The 15,081-nt window shown below is 60.8% G+C and carries 11 protein-coding genes; 5 read left to right on the top strand and 6 right to left on the bottom strand.

Annotation, left to right across the window (positions count from 1 at the left end):
• The first annotated feature begins 51 nt into the window (after positions 1-51).
• The 5 genes from NH396_RS00245 (at position 52) to NH396_RS00265 (ending at position 7,546) form a co-directional block, all read left to right on the top strand.
• Positions 52-2,640, top strand: coding sequence for a hypothetical protein (locus NH396_RS00245; protein WP_253060816.1), 2,589 nt, complete (start codon positions 52-54; stop codon positions 2,638-2,640).
• 183 nt (positions 2,641-2,823) lie between these two features.
• Positions 2,824-4,245 carry a PLP-dependent aminotransferase family protein gene (locus tag NH396_RS00250; protein ID WP_253060818.1) on the top strand — a complete coding sequence of 474 codons (1,422 nt, stop codon included), beginning with the start codon at positions 2,824-2,826 and terminating at the stop codon, positions 4,243-4,245.
• Between the two features lie 636 nt (positions 4,246-4,881).
• Positions 4,882-6,297: a cytochrome ubiquinol oxidase subunit I gene (locus NH396_RS00255; protein WP_253060820.1), complete on the top strand. Its 1,416-nt coding sequence runs from the start codon at positions 4,882-4,884 to the stop codon at positions 6,295-6,297.
• 17 nt (positions 6,298-6,314) lie between these two features.
• The gene (gene cydB, locus NH396_RS00260) at positions 6,315-7,322 is read left to right on the top strand and encodes a cytochrome d ubiquinol oxidase subunit II (RefSeq protein WP_253060821.1); all 1,008 of its coding nucleotides are present in this window, start codon (positions 6,315-6,317) and stop codon (positions 7,320-7,322) included.
• Positions 7,323-7,333: 11 nt separating this feature from the next.
• The gene (locus tag NH396_RS00265) at positions 7,334-7,546 is read left to right on the top strand and encodes a DUF2474 domain-containing protein (protein ID WP_253060822.1); all 213 of its coding nucleotides are present in this window, start codon (positions 7,334-7,336) and stop codon (positions 7,544-7,546) included.
• Between the two features lie 165 nt (positions 7,547-7,711).
• Here the strand turns inward: NH396_RS00265 and NH396_RS00270 are convergent, their stop codons facing one another.
• The 6 genes from NH396_RS00270 to NH396_RS00295 all read right to left on the bottom strand — a co-directional run bounded on the left by NH396_RS00270 (position 7,712) and on the right by NH396_RS00295 (position 14,988).
• Positions 7,712-8,095 carry a RidA family protein gene (locus NH396_RS00270; protein ID WP_054556192.1) on the bottom strand — a complete coding sequence of 128 codons (384 nt, stop codon included), beginning with the start codon at positions 8,093-8,095 and terminating at the stop codon, positions 7,712-7,714.
• A gap of 93 nt (positions 8,096-8,188) precedes the next feature.
• Positions 8,189-8,977 carry a DUF3726 domain-containing protein gene (locus NH396_RS00275; RefSeq protein WP_253060824.1) on the bottom strand — a complete coding sequence of 263 codons (789 nt, stop codon included), beginning with the start codon at positions 8,975-8,977 and terminating at the stop codon, positions 8,189-8,191.
• Complete coding sequence (locus tag NH396_RS00280; RefSeq protein WP_253060826.1) at positions 8,977-10,773, bottom strand: hypothetical protein; 1,797 nt, start codon at positions 10,771-10,773, stop codon at positions 8,977-8,979. The genes NH396_RS00275 and NH396_RS00280 overlap by 1 nt, the downstream gene beginning before the upstream one ends.
• A 1-nt stretch (position 10,774) precedes the next feature.
• Complete coding sequence (locus NH396_RS00285) at positions 10,775-12,391, bottom strand: BCCT family transporter (protein ID WP_253060828.1); 1,617 nt, start codon at positions 12,389-12,391, stop codon at positions 10,775-10,777.
• A 119-nt stretch (positions 12,392-12,510) separates the two neighbouring features.
• Positions 12,511-13,512, bottom strand: coding sequence for a dipeptidase (locus NH396_RS00290; RefSeq protein WP_253060830.1), 1,002 nt, complete (start codon positions 13,510-13,512; stop codon positions 12,511-12,513).
• A 9-nt stretch (positions 13,513-13,521) separates the two neighbouring features.
• A complete protein-coding gene (locus NH396_RS00295; RefSeq protein ID WP_253060832.1) occupies positions 13,522-14,988 on the bottom strand; it encodes an aldehyde dehydrogenase family protein in 1,467 nt (488 codons plus the stop codon).
• Positions 14,989-15,081: the final 93 nt, after the last annotated feature.

The raw sequence follows: 15,081 nt of genomic DNA on the forward strand, positions 1-15,081 counted from the left end.
CTGGCCAAGCTCGACCCTGACTTGCACCTAAAGCTCATGAGCACCCACCACATGCAAGAGCTCTGGTCGCGCTGGGAGGAACGCCGACTTGATCGAGTCAAAGGCACGCAACGCCAGCAAAGCCTACACCTGCTGTACTGGATCGAGCGTCACGCCAAGCGCCAACCGGCCAACGATATGCCGGCAGAGGCTGGAAGCATGATGCTGTCCCTCAACCATACGCAAGCCAAGGCAATGGTCACGGAGCTGATTCGATGGAGAAAGGCGCATCATCGCCGGCCGATAAGCCCCCGTGAAGCTTACCGCGTCATCGGCCGCTTTCTGGAGGAAGTCAACCAAAGCCCGGGAGTCGTGGCGATGCTGCCACAGTGGCCCACACAGGCTCGGCGCAAAAGCGTGCTACCAATGGAGGCCAAAGCTCTGGACCGCGCGACCAGGGTCTTGCCGATCATCCGCGCGCTACGTCAACCCGGGACTGGCTTTGCACTGTTGCGCGCTGCCGTAGAGCTCGGTGTGCGTGCAGGGTTAGGCCAACAGGTGATTCTGGTCACATTGGCCTGCCTGACGCGTCGTCACTTCGAGAGCGATCGCAACGCCCCCAATGAGTGGGTCTGGATCCCCGCTCACGCGACACCGTCGCCGGTCATGTCGCCTCACATGACGGCCTACCGTCTGCCATTGGAGTCGACACTGACGACTGCGCTCAAGACATTGAGAGCCAGAAAACCCACCACCGCCAGGGACGAGTGGTTATTGGCCGAGAGGCCAGAAGACCAGTCCCTCTCGATTCCCGAACGGATTCGCATCGTCAAGGGTCGCATGAGACAGGAGCTAGCCTCCCTGATCACCACACTGCCCATGACAATCGAGGAACGCCGAAGGCTTAAGCTGACCACCTTGCTGAGCGCATTGCCTCATGCCGCAGTCCTGGGGGGATTGCCCGGCTACTGGGTCAGCCAGTTCAGTCGCTATCCGATTCCCTACAGCAGCGCGCATGGGCTTTATGAGCCCCACTCCTACTTCGCTCGGCTCGATTCACCACCGGTCAGCACGGTCATGGCGGCTGATTCCGGCAACCATCAGCAGGAATCCGTGGCGAATGACGACGCGATGAGCGCCATGGATCTTTTCGCGACCAAAGCATCAGAAACGAACGCTTCCCCCCACTCACCCGTACTGACACAACCTCCGGGGCAGCGCTTGATGCCCCCGGATTCCTGGCCGATCGACTGGCTTCCGTCGGCGAGACGCATCCTAAAGCAATGGATCGGGGTCATTTCCTCTGATCATCTTCGCAAGACAAGTGACGAAAGGGTCAAGAAGCGTCTGGAGGCGCTGCTGCTCGAGACAAGCAGACGCCTCACAAGACTCATGGGCATCCGCCATAGCTACCCGGTCATGGTGCTCTATTGGCTGCATGATCTGCGCGTGACTCGCATGCTACGCGTCAGTTCGCTGCACACCTATCTTTCTCGCAGCTTGCCGATGGCGATGGCGGACTACACCTTGTCGATCGACATTCAGGAGTGGGACAACGACAGTGCCCAGGAAATGTGCTGGTGCGTGCCACGCGATATGGGGTGGTCTGCCAGCACGACACACAGCTTTCTTGGCAATATTGGGCAGCTCATCCGCTTCATGCACAGCATGGGGGTATTGCTGGACGTGGAGCCGCCGATATCAGGCAATCACAAGACCCCCAGCGCCAAACGCATTCATTTCGCCACCCTGAGACAGATGGAAAAGGTACGTACCCATCTTCTCGCAGTCCCCGATGCAATGCCTGATGCCACCATGCAGTGGCTCAGCATCGCACTGGGCTTCCACGGGGGGATGCGCGCCAGCGAGGTCTGCGCCCTGACCCTACGGGACATTCGCATCGAATGTCCTCAGGGCACCTTTTCGCTCGAGCAGTGGTTGGAGGACAACTGCCCAGCCGAGCTCGCAAAGGCGCTACCTGATACGGGATTCTCACCTCCCGCACCACATGAGAGAGATACCCTGCACGTGAAGTTGCGTGAACTGCTGAAGTCATTGCCGGAGATTGAGTGCCGCGTTTATATTCACGCCGGAAAGACGCCTTCAGCGCGGCGCGTACTTCCCCTGCACCTTCTGACATTCTTCGGCGATATCGAACTGTTGGCAGTATGGTGGGTATATCGACGGCGATGCTTCCCCTCGACAGCCCTATCTGACATCGCCTTGTTCGGCCCGAAAGAGAGTTGTCAGGCATTCAATCATGCCGGGCTGATCGCTCCGGCAATTGACACCATGCGAAGTGTGCTGGGGAGCGCCATCGACTTTCACTCATTGCGCCATGCAGCGGTCAGTTGGTGGCTGATCCGTCTTGAGGCGGCGCAGAGCCGTGACATTCTCGACGACTTGCAGGAGCACGGCTCCTGGGGACTGCAAAAAGCGCCCCTGGAACGCTTTCTGAAGGGGGTTCGAGGCTATGCCGGACAGGACAGTCAGGATCGCGGCATGTTGTTGTATCAACTTGCCGTCTGGATCGGCCACCGCACCCCGGAACAGACATTGACGCACTATGCCCATAGTCTGGAATACCTGCACCGGCAGGCCATGCGGCGCGCCAGTGAGTACACCCGGGCGATCACACCCTGGGTGGCCTCCACGCAATGAAGACAGCGCAACTTGCCGTCACCAGCCTCCTGCGCTGCAGAACTTGAACAAGATGACTCGTGATTTGGCAGACCACTCAAGGAATGCGACCACGGTAGTGGCGCTGACTGAATAGAGGTAGTCTGCACTCCCCCGCCTCGTCGTGGGGACACATGTGTCGTTCAACTTTATCAGGGCTTTACCATGAAGCGTTATGAACGCTTTGCCGCCGAGATCTCCAACCTGATTCGTACTGGAATTCTCGCGCCTGGTGAGCGCGTGCCGTCAGTGCGCCAAGCCAGCAAGGCATATGGCATCAGCCCCTCTACCGTCTTTCAGGCGTATTACCTGCTGGAGAATCAAGGCCTGATCAGTGCGCGGCCGCGCTCGGGATATTTCGTGCGTGACAATGCCTCGCGGATACTCGATGAACCGCATGTCGCCCTGCAGCAGCAAGCCCCTTCTGAGGTCGCCGTCAGTGAACTGGTGTTCTCGGTACTGGGTTCACTGAGCGACAACGATACCGTCCCCTTCGGATCTGCCTTCCCGAGCCCGGAGCTCTTCCCGCTCGCGCGGCTTGCAACCAGCATGACGCGCGGGCTGCGCCAGCTATCGTCGCATGCCGTGATCTCCGACATGACGACCGGCCATCCTGACCTGTGCCGGCAGATCGCTCAGCGCTACATGGTCAACGGCATGCAGCTGCCGACGGAGGAGCTGGTGATCACCAATGGCGCCATGGAAGCGCTCAACCTTGGTTTGCAATGCGTCACCCAGCCCGGTGACCTGGTCGCCATCGAGTCGCCGGCCTTCTATGCCACGCTTCAGGTGCTTGAGCGGCTCAAGTTGCGCGCGGTGGAAATTCCGGTACATCCGCGCGACGGGATTGATCTCGAGGTGCTCGAGAACCGTCTGGAGACGCTGCCCATCAAGGCCTGCTGGTTCATGAGCCATCTGCAGAATCCGCTGGGGGCCAGCCTGAGCGATGCACGCAAGGCCCAACTGTATGCGCTGCTCTGCCGTCATCAACTGCCAATGCTGGAGGATGACGTCTACGCGGAGCTGTATTTCGATCAACGTGCCGAGGTACCACCCCCGCAGCCCATCAAGGCGCTGGATGTCGAGGGGCTGGTGATGCACTGCGGGTCGTTCTCCAAGTGCCTGGCGCCGGGCTATCGGGTGGGCTGGATATCCGCGGGGCGTCATACACGAGAGATTTCGCGCCTCAAGCTGATGACGACCATCTCGCCATCGCTGCCTGCCCAGGTGGCCTTGGCCGACTACCTCCAGCACGGCGGCTACGACCGCCACCTGCGCAAGCTACGCCTGGCGCTCGAGACCCAGCAGACGGCCATGCTGGCAGCCATTGATCGCTACTTCCCCGCAGACACCCGCGTCACCCACCCCCACGGGGGATATTTCCTGTGGTGCGAGCTCCCAGAGCACATCGACTCGCTGGCCCTGTTTCAGCAGGCGCTGGCCCACGGCATCAGCCTTGCACCGGGGCCCATCTTCTCAGCCACCCAGGGCTTCAAGCATTGCATTCGCTTGAGCTACGGCCACCCGTGGGATGCGGCGTCAGAGCGCGCCATGCAGACATTGGGTGAATTGCTCAAGGCAGCCTGAAACGCGGACCGCTCAGGCTGTATGCGAGGTGCGAGGTGCGAGGTGCGAGGTGCGAGGTGCGAGGTGCGAGGTGCGAGGTGCGAGGTGCGAGGTGCGAGGTGCGAGGTGCGAGGTGCGACTTGAGTATATGCGCGCACGAGTGCGCGCAAATGCCGCAGCCCTTGTGGCCGCCTTGCCACACAGTCTTCACTCGTCATCCGCGGGGGCGAAAACAGCCTTTTGCGGCGCATATCACTCGCGCGCCAGCCGCTTGCCACGCCTGGATGTCGCACCGTGTTGCGCACCTTGATTGCATGCCCTGATGATGCACGAGTGCCCCTCAAGGAAGCGCCAGAGCCCGCCATGACGGGGCCTGCCGCCAAGGGCGATACGACAGACACCTGACACTGACAGGGTGCGGGCATCAATCAGAGTGTGCCCGGGCGTCTGGCTCGCCTTGCAGGCTGCTCGCCATACCCCCTGGCTGTCCGGCTGACAGACTCACGCGCCTTTAACGACTGATCAGAATTCGGCACGCAACTGATATGGTTTTTTCTCGCACAACTGAGCCTGTTATGGCTTCCGGTGGCTCCCTAGAGTAGCGGCGAAGATTCAGGCAGGGCCGTCCCCCTTGCCGCCTACTCAGGAGACATTGCCATGTTCGGCACCGAGGCCATCGACCTGGCCAGGATACAGTTCGCCTTCACCATCTCGTTTCACATCATCTTCCCGGCCATCACCATTGGCCTCGCCAGCTATCTGGCGGTGCTGGAAGGCATGTGGTTGAAGACAGGCACACAGGTCTACCGCAACCTCTATCATTTCTGGTCAAAGATATTCGCGGTCAACTTCGCGATGGGCGTGGTGTCAGGGCTGGTCATGGCCTACCAGTTCGGCACGCATTGGAGCGGTTTCTCGGCCTTTGCCGGCAGCGTGACCGGGCCACTGCTGACCTATGAAGTCCTGACCGCCTTCTTCCTCGAAGCCGGCTTCCTCGGCGTGATGCTGTTTGGCTGGAATCGCGTCGGTCGCGGCCTGCATTTCTTCTCGACCTGCATGGTGGCGCTCGGCACCCTGGTCTCGATGTTCTGGATCCTGTCATCCAACAGCTGGATGCAGACCCCACAGGGGCATGAGGTCATCGATGGCATCGTCGTGCCGGTCGACTGGTTCGCGATCGTCTTCAACCCTTCCTTCCCCTATCGCCTGGCCCACATGGCACTGGCCGCCTTCCTGAGCACCTCGCTGTTCGTCGGAGCCTCCGCCGCCTGGTTGCTACTCAAGAAACGCGACACCCCGGAAGTGCGCAAGATGCTGGTCATGGCGGTACTGATGCTGATGGTGACCGCCCCGCTGCAGGCCTTCGTCGGCGACATGCACGGTCTGAATACGCTCAAGCACCAGCCGGCCAAGATCGCGGCCATCGAAGGTCACTGGGACAACAGCCATGGGGAACCGACGCCATTGATCCTGTTCGGTGTGCCCGACATGCAGCGCGAAGAGACGCGCTTCGCGCTCGAGATTCCGGCTCTCGGCAGCCTGCTGTTGATGCATGACATCGACAAGCAGGTACCGGCGCTCAAGGACTTCCCTGCCGCGGACCGCCCCAATTCGACCGTCGTGTTCTGGAGCTTCCGCCTGATGGTCGGCTTGGGCCTTGCGATGATTCTGCTTGGCCTTTCGGGTGTCTATCTGGCCCGCAAGGGCAGGCTCTTCACCTCGCGGCGCTGGCTGAGGCTGGCCGTCGCCATGGGGCCGGCTGGGTTGATCGCGATACTCGCAGGCTGGTTCACCACTGAGGTCGGCCGCCAGCCGTGGGTGGTCTACGGCTTGATGAGAACGGAAGATGCCGTCTCTGCTCACAGCACGGCCCACCTCAGCATCAGCCTGACGGCCTTTGTCGCGGTCTACTTCGTCGTCTTCGGCACGGGGATCAACTACCTCTTCAAGCTGATCAAGAAAGGGCCGGCGGGTGATGACAGCCACGCCCCCAGCGGCGGCCCCGGCAAGCCACGTACACCTTCCCGCCCACTGTCGGCCATCGAGGAATCTCTCGACGGCACCACTCACTGACTGGAGCGATGAACGCTATGGGTATCGACCTTTCTGTCATCTGGGCGGGCATCATCCTGTTCGGCCTGATGATGTACGTGATCATGGACGGCTTTGATCTGGGCATCGGCATCCTCTTCCCGTGGGTGGAGGATAAAGTGGACCGCGATGTGATGATGAATACCGTGGCCCCCGTGTGGGATGGCAATGAGACATGGCTGGTACTGGGCGGCGCCGGGCTATTTGCGGCCTTCCCGCTGGCCTACGCCGTCTTGCTGGAAGCCCTGAGCATTCCCCTTGTCGCCATGTTGATCGGCCTCATCTTCCGCGGTGTCGCCTTCGAATTTCGCTTCAAGGCCTCGGACGCGAGCCGCCACTGGTGGGACAAGGCCTTCTTGGGCGGCTCGGTGCTGGCCACCTTCAGTCAAGGCGTCGCTCTGGGAGGCTATATCCAGGGTATCGCCTTCGATGGGGTTCACTTCAGCGGTGGTTCGCTGGACTGGCTGTCGCCCTTCCCGCTGTTCTGCGGTGTGGCGCTGCTATTCACCTATGCGCTTCTCGGCAGCACCTGGCTGATCATGAAGACCGAAGGCCTTCTCCAGGCGCGCATGTTTGCCCTGACGCGCCCGCTGACGCTGTGGGTATTGATCATGATCGCGGCCGTCAGTCTTTGGACTCCGCTGGCACACTCCGCCATCGCCGAGCGCTGGTTCTCGCTGCCGCAGCTGTTCTGGTTCCTGCCGGTGCCAGTGCTGGTAGTGCTGGCCAGTTATGCGCTGATCCGCGCCGTCGCCCTTGAATATCATGCCCAGCCTTTCCTGCTGGTGCTGGCCTTGATCTTCCTGGGCTACAGCGGGTTCGGCATCAGCATGTGGCCTGACATCATTCCCGGTCATGTGACGATCTGGGAAGCGGCCTCTCCGCCCCAAAGCCAGGGCTTTGCTCTCGTCGGCACGCTCTTCATCCTGCCGATCATCCTGATGTACACGGCGTGGAGCTACTTCGTATTCAAGGGCAAGGTCCGTCACACCGATGGCTACCATTGAGAGGTGCTGACATGACATCCCCGACACGCGAGACACATTCAGCGCCACTGCATGCCCCCACAGCCAGACTCGACGACGAGCTATCCGAGACGCCCGCGCACCCGGCCAGCTGGCTCAGCAAGATCGGCTGGCTGGTGGTGATCTGGGGAGGCAGTGTCTGCGCGCTGGGCCTCGTCTCTCTGGCACTGAGACGCTTCATGCAGGCCGCGGGCCTTACGCCCTGACAGCAGTGAAAGAAGACATGACGTAGGCAAAAAAGACGCCGGAGCAGCGAATGCTCCGGCGTCTTTCTCATTGGCCTGTGGCTTGATGAACCGATGGGCCTCAATGACCTGTCAATGCAGGGCACAAACGTGACGGGTCACTTCCTCGCCCGCATCCCGGTGGCTTTAGACATCAACCTCCAGTGCGGCATAGGCGACCATCTCAACCAGCATCTCTTCGCGTGCAAACCCGGAGACGATGATGGCAGCCCGGTTGGGATAGGGCTCACGCACATATTCTGCATAGAGACTATTCACTGTCGCCAGATGCTCGCGATCAGTCACATAGATCAGCACCTGGGTCAGCGAGGAGGCGTCACCACCGGCGCATTCCAAGGTATGAATCAGATTATCCAGCGTCTGGCGGGTCTGGGCAGCAATTCCGCCCTCCACGACATTGCCAGCGGCATCGATCGGGATCTGGGCAGTGAACAGGATGCCATTGCCGACACTCGCCCATGACAGGGGCGCACGAGAGGCAAACAGATCAGTCTTGACGGGATGAACCATGGGTATTCCTCAAAGATCTTTCGATGGGCGCTCTCCATGACCCGGCAAGAGCGGCGAATCATGGAGAGATAGGGCGTATTGAGACGCGAGCGGTCAGTCGTTGTCGGTGGAACCGGCGCCGGCACCGCTGCGAGAGTCTTCCGTTGCCTCGACCAACAGGCGTGTCGAGAGTGCTTTCAGGCGTGACCAGAGTTCGTCATCCACCTCGATGCCTTCCTGCATGGCACGTTGGCGACAGGCGAGCAGCTTCGACTCTTCATGACAGGCCAGCAGGTCAACGTCATAGTCGGAGCGAAGAGATGGCAGCAGATCGACATGGTTGGCCATCACCAGCGTGATGCCGTCATTGGGCTCATTCTCTTCTGGCACTTCACGCACGGCATAGACCCGTATCTCGGGGACCGAGCTGTTGGCTCTGAAGCCCACGACCTGCTCGATCATGGGGCAGCCGGCCGCCTCGTCCACGTCCTGGGCGTTGCGCCAGAAGGCGGTAACATTCATGCCACGCCCCGCAAGGCGCGCCAGGTAGCCCATGATCAGCTGCCGATTGTGGCAATGCTGAATCTTGATGACGGCGAGGCCACGCGCACGTGCCTTGGCAAAACCGAGTTCCAACGCCAGCGATGAGCTCTTCAATACGCTGTGACCGTGGCTGTCGAGTACCGCGAGGTCGCCATCGGCATAGACGACCTCCGGCGGATGCTCCTCGGTATCCTCCAGCAAGAAACGCAGCCCGCGATTGAGCGCCGCCAGCCCTTCCAACTCATAGAGCTGCATCCAGGCCACCATGTCGGCGGCATCCCCGGCGTCACCGTCTTCAAAGCCCATCGCCTGAAAGGCCTTGCGACACAGTCCGTGAAGCTCGTTGTAGGAGACCTTCATCACATTCCTCCCACTGTCGTGGTATTGCCCTGCCGAAGGCCGGCGGTCATCTCTGGCAGCACCGTGCGCGCAATCTGCGGTGCCAGCGGGAAGCTCCAATCATCAAACGCGACAGGATCCTCCGGCTCGGCGTTGAGTTCCTCCACCAGCGGAGCCCCCTGGAAGAGCGTGATACGCACCCAACGATCAGACTTCGGGTCGAAACGGCTGGCACCGAAGAACGACAGCTTGGTCCGCAACAGGTGCATGGGCTTCATGTCCCGCGCCCACAGGTTGGCGCGTATCTCGCCAAAGCTGGTGCTGGCCATGCTCTGAATGCGGCGAACGATATCCTTGTGACGCGGGCACTGGATCAGGAATTCCACCACCAAGGCACGAGGGTTGTCTTCCAGGTACTGACTGATCGCCGCATGGGTATCGGCGACACGCGGGGCAATCGCCAGCTTCATTTCCTTGTCGGCACCTGCCTCCCTGTCGCGGACTCCCAGACGGGGCTCCTCCTTCTCGACCGAGCGATACCAGAACCAGTGGCGATTCTCGGCGAGTGAAAAATCGAAGCGCAACGCCCAGTCGTAGTGCGTTTCGATCACCTGTTTGAGGTGAACCAGCGGCATGTCCGGGGTCAGCTCCAAGCTTTCTTCCACCGCCATCAGGTCCTCATAGCGGTCGACGATGCTCGGATACAGCTCCAGCAGCAGAGTGTTCACCAGCTCCTGAGCCTCGAGCCCATGCTGCTGGTGACTCCAGTCGATCAGCTCCTGCCAGAGCTCCGGCGACAGCGGCACGAGTTCGAGCCAGGTCATCAGCTCAGGCAACGACGCCACCGTGGCCTGGTTGCGCAGGGTCTGCTCGTGATCGTCCGTGACAGTCTGGCGCAGATGAGTCTCGGCGCGCTTGAGGAGTGCCAGCAGACGTGAACGCTCCTGTTCTCCCGGTACCTGTGCCGTCACCTCGGCAAGCGCCAGTTCCCGGCTTTCCACCCAGCGCTGTACCAACTGCGGATGATTGATCAGGAACGGCGCCATCCCGAGGCCAGTGGAGTTGCCGATGCCCAGATAGCGCTTCAACGAGGTTGTCAGAGGTGCGGCGGTCTCGGGAGCCCGGGCACGGGCCATGTGCTCTATCTGCTGGATCGAGAAGTGACGCAGCAGATAGACGCCCAGCATCTGGGCAGAAAAGGGTCGATGGAAATCCGCGTTGTCCTTGAGACGGTCATAATCCGCGATGCCGAACTTGCCATTGCCATAGACGGCCGTGGTCCGATACAGATAGCCGACCCGGGTCAGCCACTCAGGATCAGGTTGCTGGCCTGCACTCAGCGCCTCCAGGAAGCTTGCGAAGTTGCGCAAGCTGCGATTGGCACGCGACAGGACCAACAATCTGGGATGCTGGCGCCCGGCTTCCTGCAACGGCACATTGGCCGCCATCTGCTCGAGAAGCGCATCATCCACATCACCTTCCACGACGCCGAAGGTGACATCCCAGGCCTCGGCGATGACGCGGTCAGAGCGTGCGGAATCCTCAAGCGCCTGAGAAAATATGACGCCGTGATAGCGCTTGTTGGGCGTCTGCAGGCAGTAGATCGCCACACCGTGACCGAGGGCATCCAGTTCGAAGCGGGTCGTGGTGATCTTCCATTTTTCGTGTGCCATCTGGCGCACTAGACTTCTCACGAAACTCAGGCGGCTGGCATGCAGGCTGCCGAGGCGCTCCAGCTGCATCACATCGTCCGGTGCCCGCAGTCGCAGACGTTGCTCGGTGGATGAGAGGCGCGCGCCTTGGTGATTGCGAGACATATCAACGCTCTCCTGCGTCTTCCGGGGCCGGCATGGCTGGCCGCTGGCTGGTGATTCCCTGCGCACGTGCCATCGCGAAGGCTGATTGAGGTCCTGTCCACAAGGAGGGCAGCAGCACCAGCGAGACAGGGATGGCCGTGATGACGATGAACTGCTGAAGCGCGCTGATCTGACCGGCCCCCATATAAAGGAGTATCGCAGCCATCAACGCCATGCTGATGCCCCAGAAGGCACGCACCAGCGGGCTGGGGTCATCGTGTCCGGCACTGACGACGGCGATCGCGTAGCTCATCGAGTCACCGGTGGTGGCGACGAAGATGGTGGTCAGCGTCAGGATGGCAGCTGCCATTGCGGTCCCGCCGGGCAATGCCTGCGCCACGGTAAGGGTCGCGACATCGAACTGGAAGTTGTTGAGCGCGTCGGTGAGGTCGATTACGCCGGTGAACTGATAGAAGATGCCCGCCCCGCCCAGCAGAGTGAACCAGACAGCAGTAGCCAGTGGCGCCAGCACGGCAACGGTCAGGATCATCTGACGGATGGTTCTGCCCTTGGAGATGCGCGCCACGAAGATCGCCATCAGCGGGCCATAGCCGAGGAACCAGGCAAAGAAGAACACGGTCCACCACTGCATCCACCAGTCTGGAGCGCTCTGTGCCGTCATGGTCGACATGGTGAAGAACGAGCTCAGATACTCGCCAAAGCCCTGGGTGAAGGCATTGACCATGAACAGGGTCGGCCCGAAGACGAAGATTACCGCTGCCACGCCCAGCGCCAGGAAGACGTTGAAGCGCGACATGATCTGGATGCCCTTGTCGATGCCGGTCACGGCCGAGGTCACATAGATCACCCCGAGCACTACCAGCACGCTCAGCTGCGTCGAATAGTCATTGGTCACGCCAAAGAGTTCATGCAGGCCGAAACTGACCTGGGTGGCCAGAAATCCGATGGGGCCCACCGTTCCTGCCACCACAGCAATGACGCACATGGCATCCACCACCCCGCCCAGCTTGCCCTTCATGATCTTCTCGCCGAACACGGGATACAGCAGCGTTCTCGGCTGCAGGGGCTGGCCCTTTTCGTAATGGGCATGCGCCAGCACGATGGCGGTCAGGCTGCCTAGAATGGCCCAGGCAAGAAAGCCCCAATGCATGAAGGATTGCGCCAGTGCAGGCGCGATGGCGTTCGCAGTGCCCGGCTCGGTATCAAAGGCAGGCGGTGTCACCAGGAAGTGGTACACCGGTTCGCCGGCAGCGAAGAAGACCCCACCTCCCGCCAGCAAGGTGCACATGATGATCGACACCCACTTGAAGGTGGATAGCTCAGGCGTTCGCGTGCCACCGATACGGGCACTGGCCGCAGGCGTTGCGGTCAGCCCCAGGGCAATGAAGAAGGTGAGCAGCAACAGAATCTGGAAGTAGCTGCCCAGTGTTCTGGCGGTCCAGGCAAAGCCGGCACTGATGGCTTGCGCAACCCCTTCAAGATCAATCAGGGACAGGCCGACGAACAGCAGTATGAAGCCGATGCTGCAGGTCAGAACGACAGGGTCACCAAAGCGGTACTGACCTTGTGGTAACGCATCCGACGTGGCAGACGTCGTGGTCTTGCGAGATGAAGTCATGTGGCATTCCTCTGACGAGCTCTCGTCATTGGCAGGCATTTATTATGGTTGTTGGTTGCCGAGCGATACCCTGAGGATTCCTGGCTCGGCACAGGTGCCATGGCATAGCGTTACGGCGATCAGGCAGGCGTGGTCTCCTGACGGGTCGCGGCGCGCTCGAGGAGCGCGACCCAGTTCTTGCCCATGATGCCGGCCACTTCGTCCTCGGACATGCCGATCTTGCGCAAACCGGCAATCAGGTTGGGGAAGTCACGACTGTCTCGCAGCCAGGACAGCGGACGCGGCCAGTCAGCGTTGCTGGCACTGCCTTCACCGTAATCCATGTCCTTGGACCAGCGACCATTGCGCATCCACTCAAGGATGGACACCGGCTGGTTCTGACACAGGTCGGTGCCGATTCCCAGGTGCTCGATGCCCATCAGGTCTGCGGTTCTGGCGATCATTTCGCAGTACTCAGTCAGAGTGCAGTCGGAGCCATTGCGCAGGTGGAAGGGATACGCCGAGAACCCCAGCAGCCCATCACTCTCCGCGATGGCCTTGAGCACCTTGTCGGACTTGTTGCGCTTTGCCGGATGGAAGCTTTCAGGGTTGGCGTGGGAAATGATCACGGGACGCTCGGATATCTCGATCGCCTCGAGCGTGGACCGCTCTGCGCTGTGCGACATGTCGATGACCATGCCGACGCGATTCATCTCACGGATCACCTGGCGTCCGAAGCGGGTGATCCCGCTGTCTTGTGCCTCATAACACCCGCAGGCTAGCAGACTCTGGTTGTTGTAGGTCAGCTGCATGATCATCAACCCGAGGTCACGCATCACCTCGACCATGTCGATATCGTCCTCGATGGGGGAGCAGTTCTGCGCCCCCAGGATGATGCCGACACGCCCGCTGGCCTGCGCAACCGCGATGTCCTGCGGCACATGCACGGGCATGATCAGATCAGGCCAGGCCTCGAAACGGCGATTCCACTCCCCAAGACGCGACAAGGTCTCTCGCGTCGTCTCGTGGTATACGAGGGTGGCGTGTACGGCGTCCAGTCCGCCTTCACGCATCTGTTCAAATATCTCGCGTGACCAGTTGGAATACTGCAGGCCATCGATCGTGAGCATTGTCTTGGACATGGGGCCTCCTCACGCCTTGATGTAGCAGGTCTTCACGACGGTGTAGAACTCGCGCGCGTATCGCCCCTGCTCACGAGGCCCGAAGCTTGAAGCCTTACGTCCGCCAAAGGGCACGTGGTAATCCGTCCCCGCAGTCGGCAGATTGACCATCACGCAGCCGGTCTCGGCACGCGCCTTGAAGCTGCTGGCCAGTTTCAGGGAGTTGGTGATGATGCCCGCCGTGAGCCCGAAGTGCGTATCATTGAGCACATCGATGGCCTCTTCTACGTCGCTCACCTTGATGACGCAGGCGATGGGACCGAAGATCTCCTCGCGATTGATGGCCATGTCGTTGGTGGTATTGACCAGCAGCGCCGGGCTCATGAAGTAGCCATCGGTGGCGCACTCCACACGCTCGCCGCCACAGACCAACGTTGCCCCCTCTTGTTGGGCGCGCTGCACCCAGGACAGGTTGGACTCAAGCTGCTTGGCATCGACGGCCGGCCCCATGTGCACGCCCTCTTCCAATGCGTGACCGACACGGACCTGAGACAGGCGCTGAGTCAGCTTTTCCACGAACTCGTCATGAACCGATTCCATCACGATCAGCCGCGAAGATGCCGTGCATTTCTGGCCGGTGCCTGAGTAGGCACCATTGAAGGCGGCCTCGACGGCCAGCTCCATGTCGGCATCATCGGCGATGATCAGGGCGTTCTTGGAGCCCATTTCCAACTGGCACTTGACCAGATTGGCGGCAGTGGCCGCCGCCACTCGGCGACCCACTTCCAGAGAGCCGGTGAAGGATAGGGCATGGATGTCAGGACTGGAGATCAGTTCATCCCCGATGCTGCTGCCCGGGCCCATCACCAGATTGAAAGTGCCTGCCGGGAGTGACTGGCGATGAATGATTTCGGTCAGCGCCCATGCGCTCGCAGGGACCAGATTGGCCGGTTTGAAGACGACCGCGTTGCCGAAGGCCAGCGCAGGCGCAATCTTCCAGACCGCTGTCGCCATCGGGAAATTCCAGGGGCTGATCACACCGACGACACCGACAGGCTCCCGACGGACCTCGACCTCAACGCCAGGACGCACCGAGTCTGCGCGCTCATCGATCTGGCGCAGCACTTCAGCGCCGTAATAATGGAAGAACTGCCCGGAGCGATGCACCTCACCCACTCCCTCCGCCAGGGTCTTGCCCTCTTCACGCGCCAGTAACTCACCCAGCTCCGCCTTGCGGGCGATCAGCTCATCGCCGATGGCCATCAACACGGAATAACGTTGCTCGAGACCTGACTGGGCCCATTGCGCCTGGCCACGCTTGGCCGCCTGGATGGCATCGGCGACCTGATCGACACTGGCCTGCGCATAATGACCGATGACATCACGGGTATCGGATGGGTTGAGATTGGCGATGCTGCCCTGCCCAGCGACCCACTGACCATCGATATAGAGATCGTGAACAGCGGCATGAGTGGCGGTAGTGGTGTGGTGTGACATGTGAACCTCCTTGAACGCGGTGACAACAGACTAGGAGGTCCAGAGGGATAAAGATAATCAATAATAAATACCCTATGATAAATTTCCCTTACC

The sequence above is a fragment of the Cobetia sp. Dlab-2-AX genome, from assembly GCF_024124625.1.
Lineage (GTDB): Bacteria > Pseudomonadota > Gammaproteobacteria > Pseudomonadales > Halomonadaceae > Cobetia.

Bases quoted from the DNA above. Each gene is read 5' to 3' on its own strand.
- NH396_RS00265 (WP_253060822.1), top strand. From the start codon at position 7,334: ATGACATCCCCGACACGCGAGACACATTCAGCGCCACTGCATGCCCCC.
- NH396_RS00255 (WP_253060820.1), top strand. From the start codon at position 4,882: ATGTTCGGCACCGAGGCCATCGACCTGGCCAGGATACAGTTCGCCTTC.
- NH396_RS00275 (WP_253060824.1), bottom strand. From the start codon at position 8,977: ATGAAGGTCTCCTACAACGAGCTTCACGGACTGTGTCGCAAGGCCTTT.
- NH396_RS00280 (WP_253060826.1), bottom strand. From the start codon at position 10,773: ATGTCTCGCAATCACCAAGGCGCGCGCCTCTCATCCACCGAGCAACGT.
- NH396_RS00290 (WP_253060830.1), bottom strand. From the start codon at position 13,512: ATGTCCAAGACAATGCTCACGATCGATGGCCTGCAGTATTCCAACTGG.
- NH396_RS00250 (WP_253060818.1), top strand. From the start codon at position 2,824: ATGAAGCGTTATGAACGCTTTGCCGCCGAGATCTCCAACCTGATTCGT.
- NH396_RS00295 (WP_253060832.1), bottom strand. From the start codon at position 14,988: ATGTCACACCACACCACTACCGCCACTCATGCCGCTGTTCACGATCTC.
- NH396_RS00270 (WP_054556192.1), bottom strand. From the start codon at position 8,095: ATGGTTCATCCCGTCAAGACTGATCTGTTTGCCTCTCGTGCGCCCCTG.
- NH396_RS00285 (WP_253060828.1), bottom strand. From the start codon at position 12,391: ATGACTTCATCTCGCAAGACCACGACGTCTGCCACGTCGGATGCGTTA.
- NH396_RS00245 (WP_253060816.1), top strand. From the start codon at position 52: ATGCAAGAGCTCTGGTCGCGCTGGGAGGAACGCCGACTTGATCGAGTC.
- cydB (WP_253060821.1), top strand. From the start codon at position 6,315: ATGGGTATCGACCTTTCTGTCATCTGGGCGGGCATCATCCTGTTCGGC.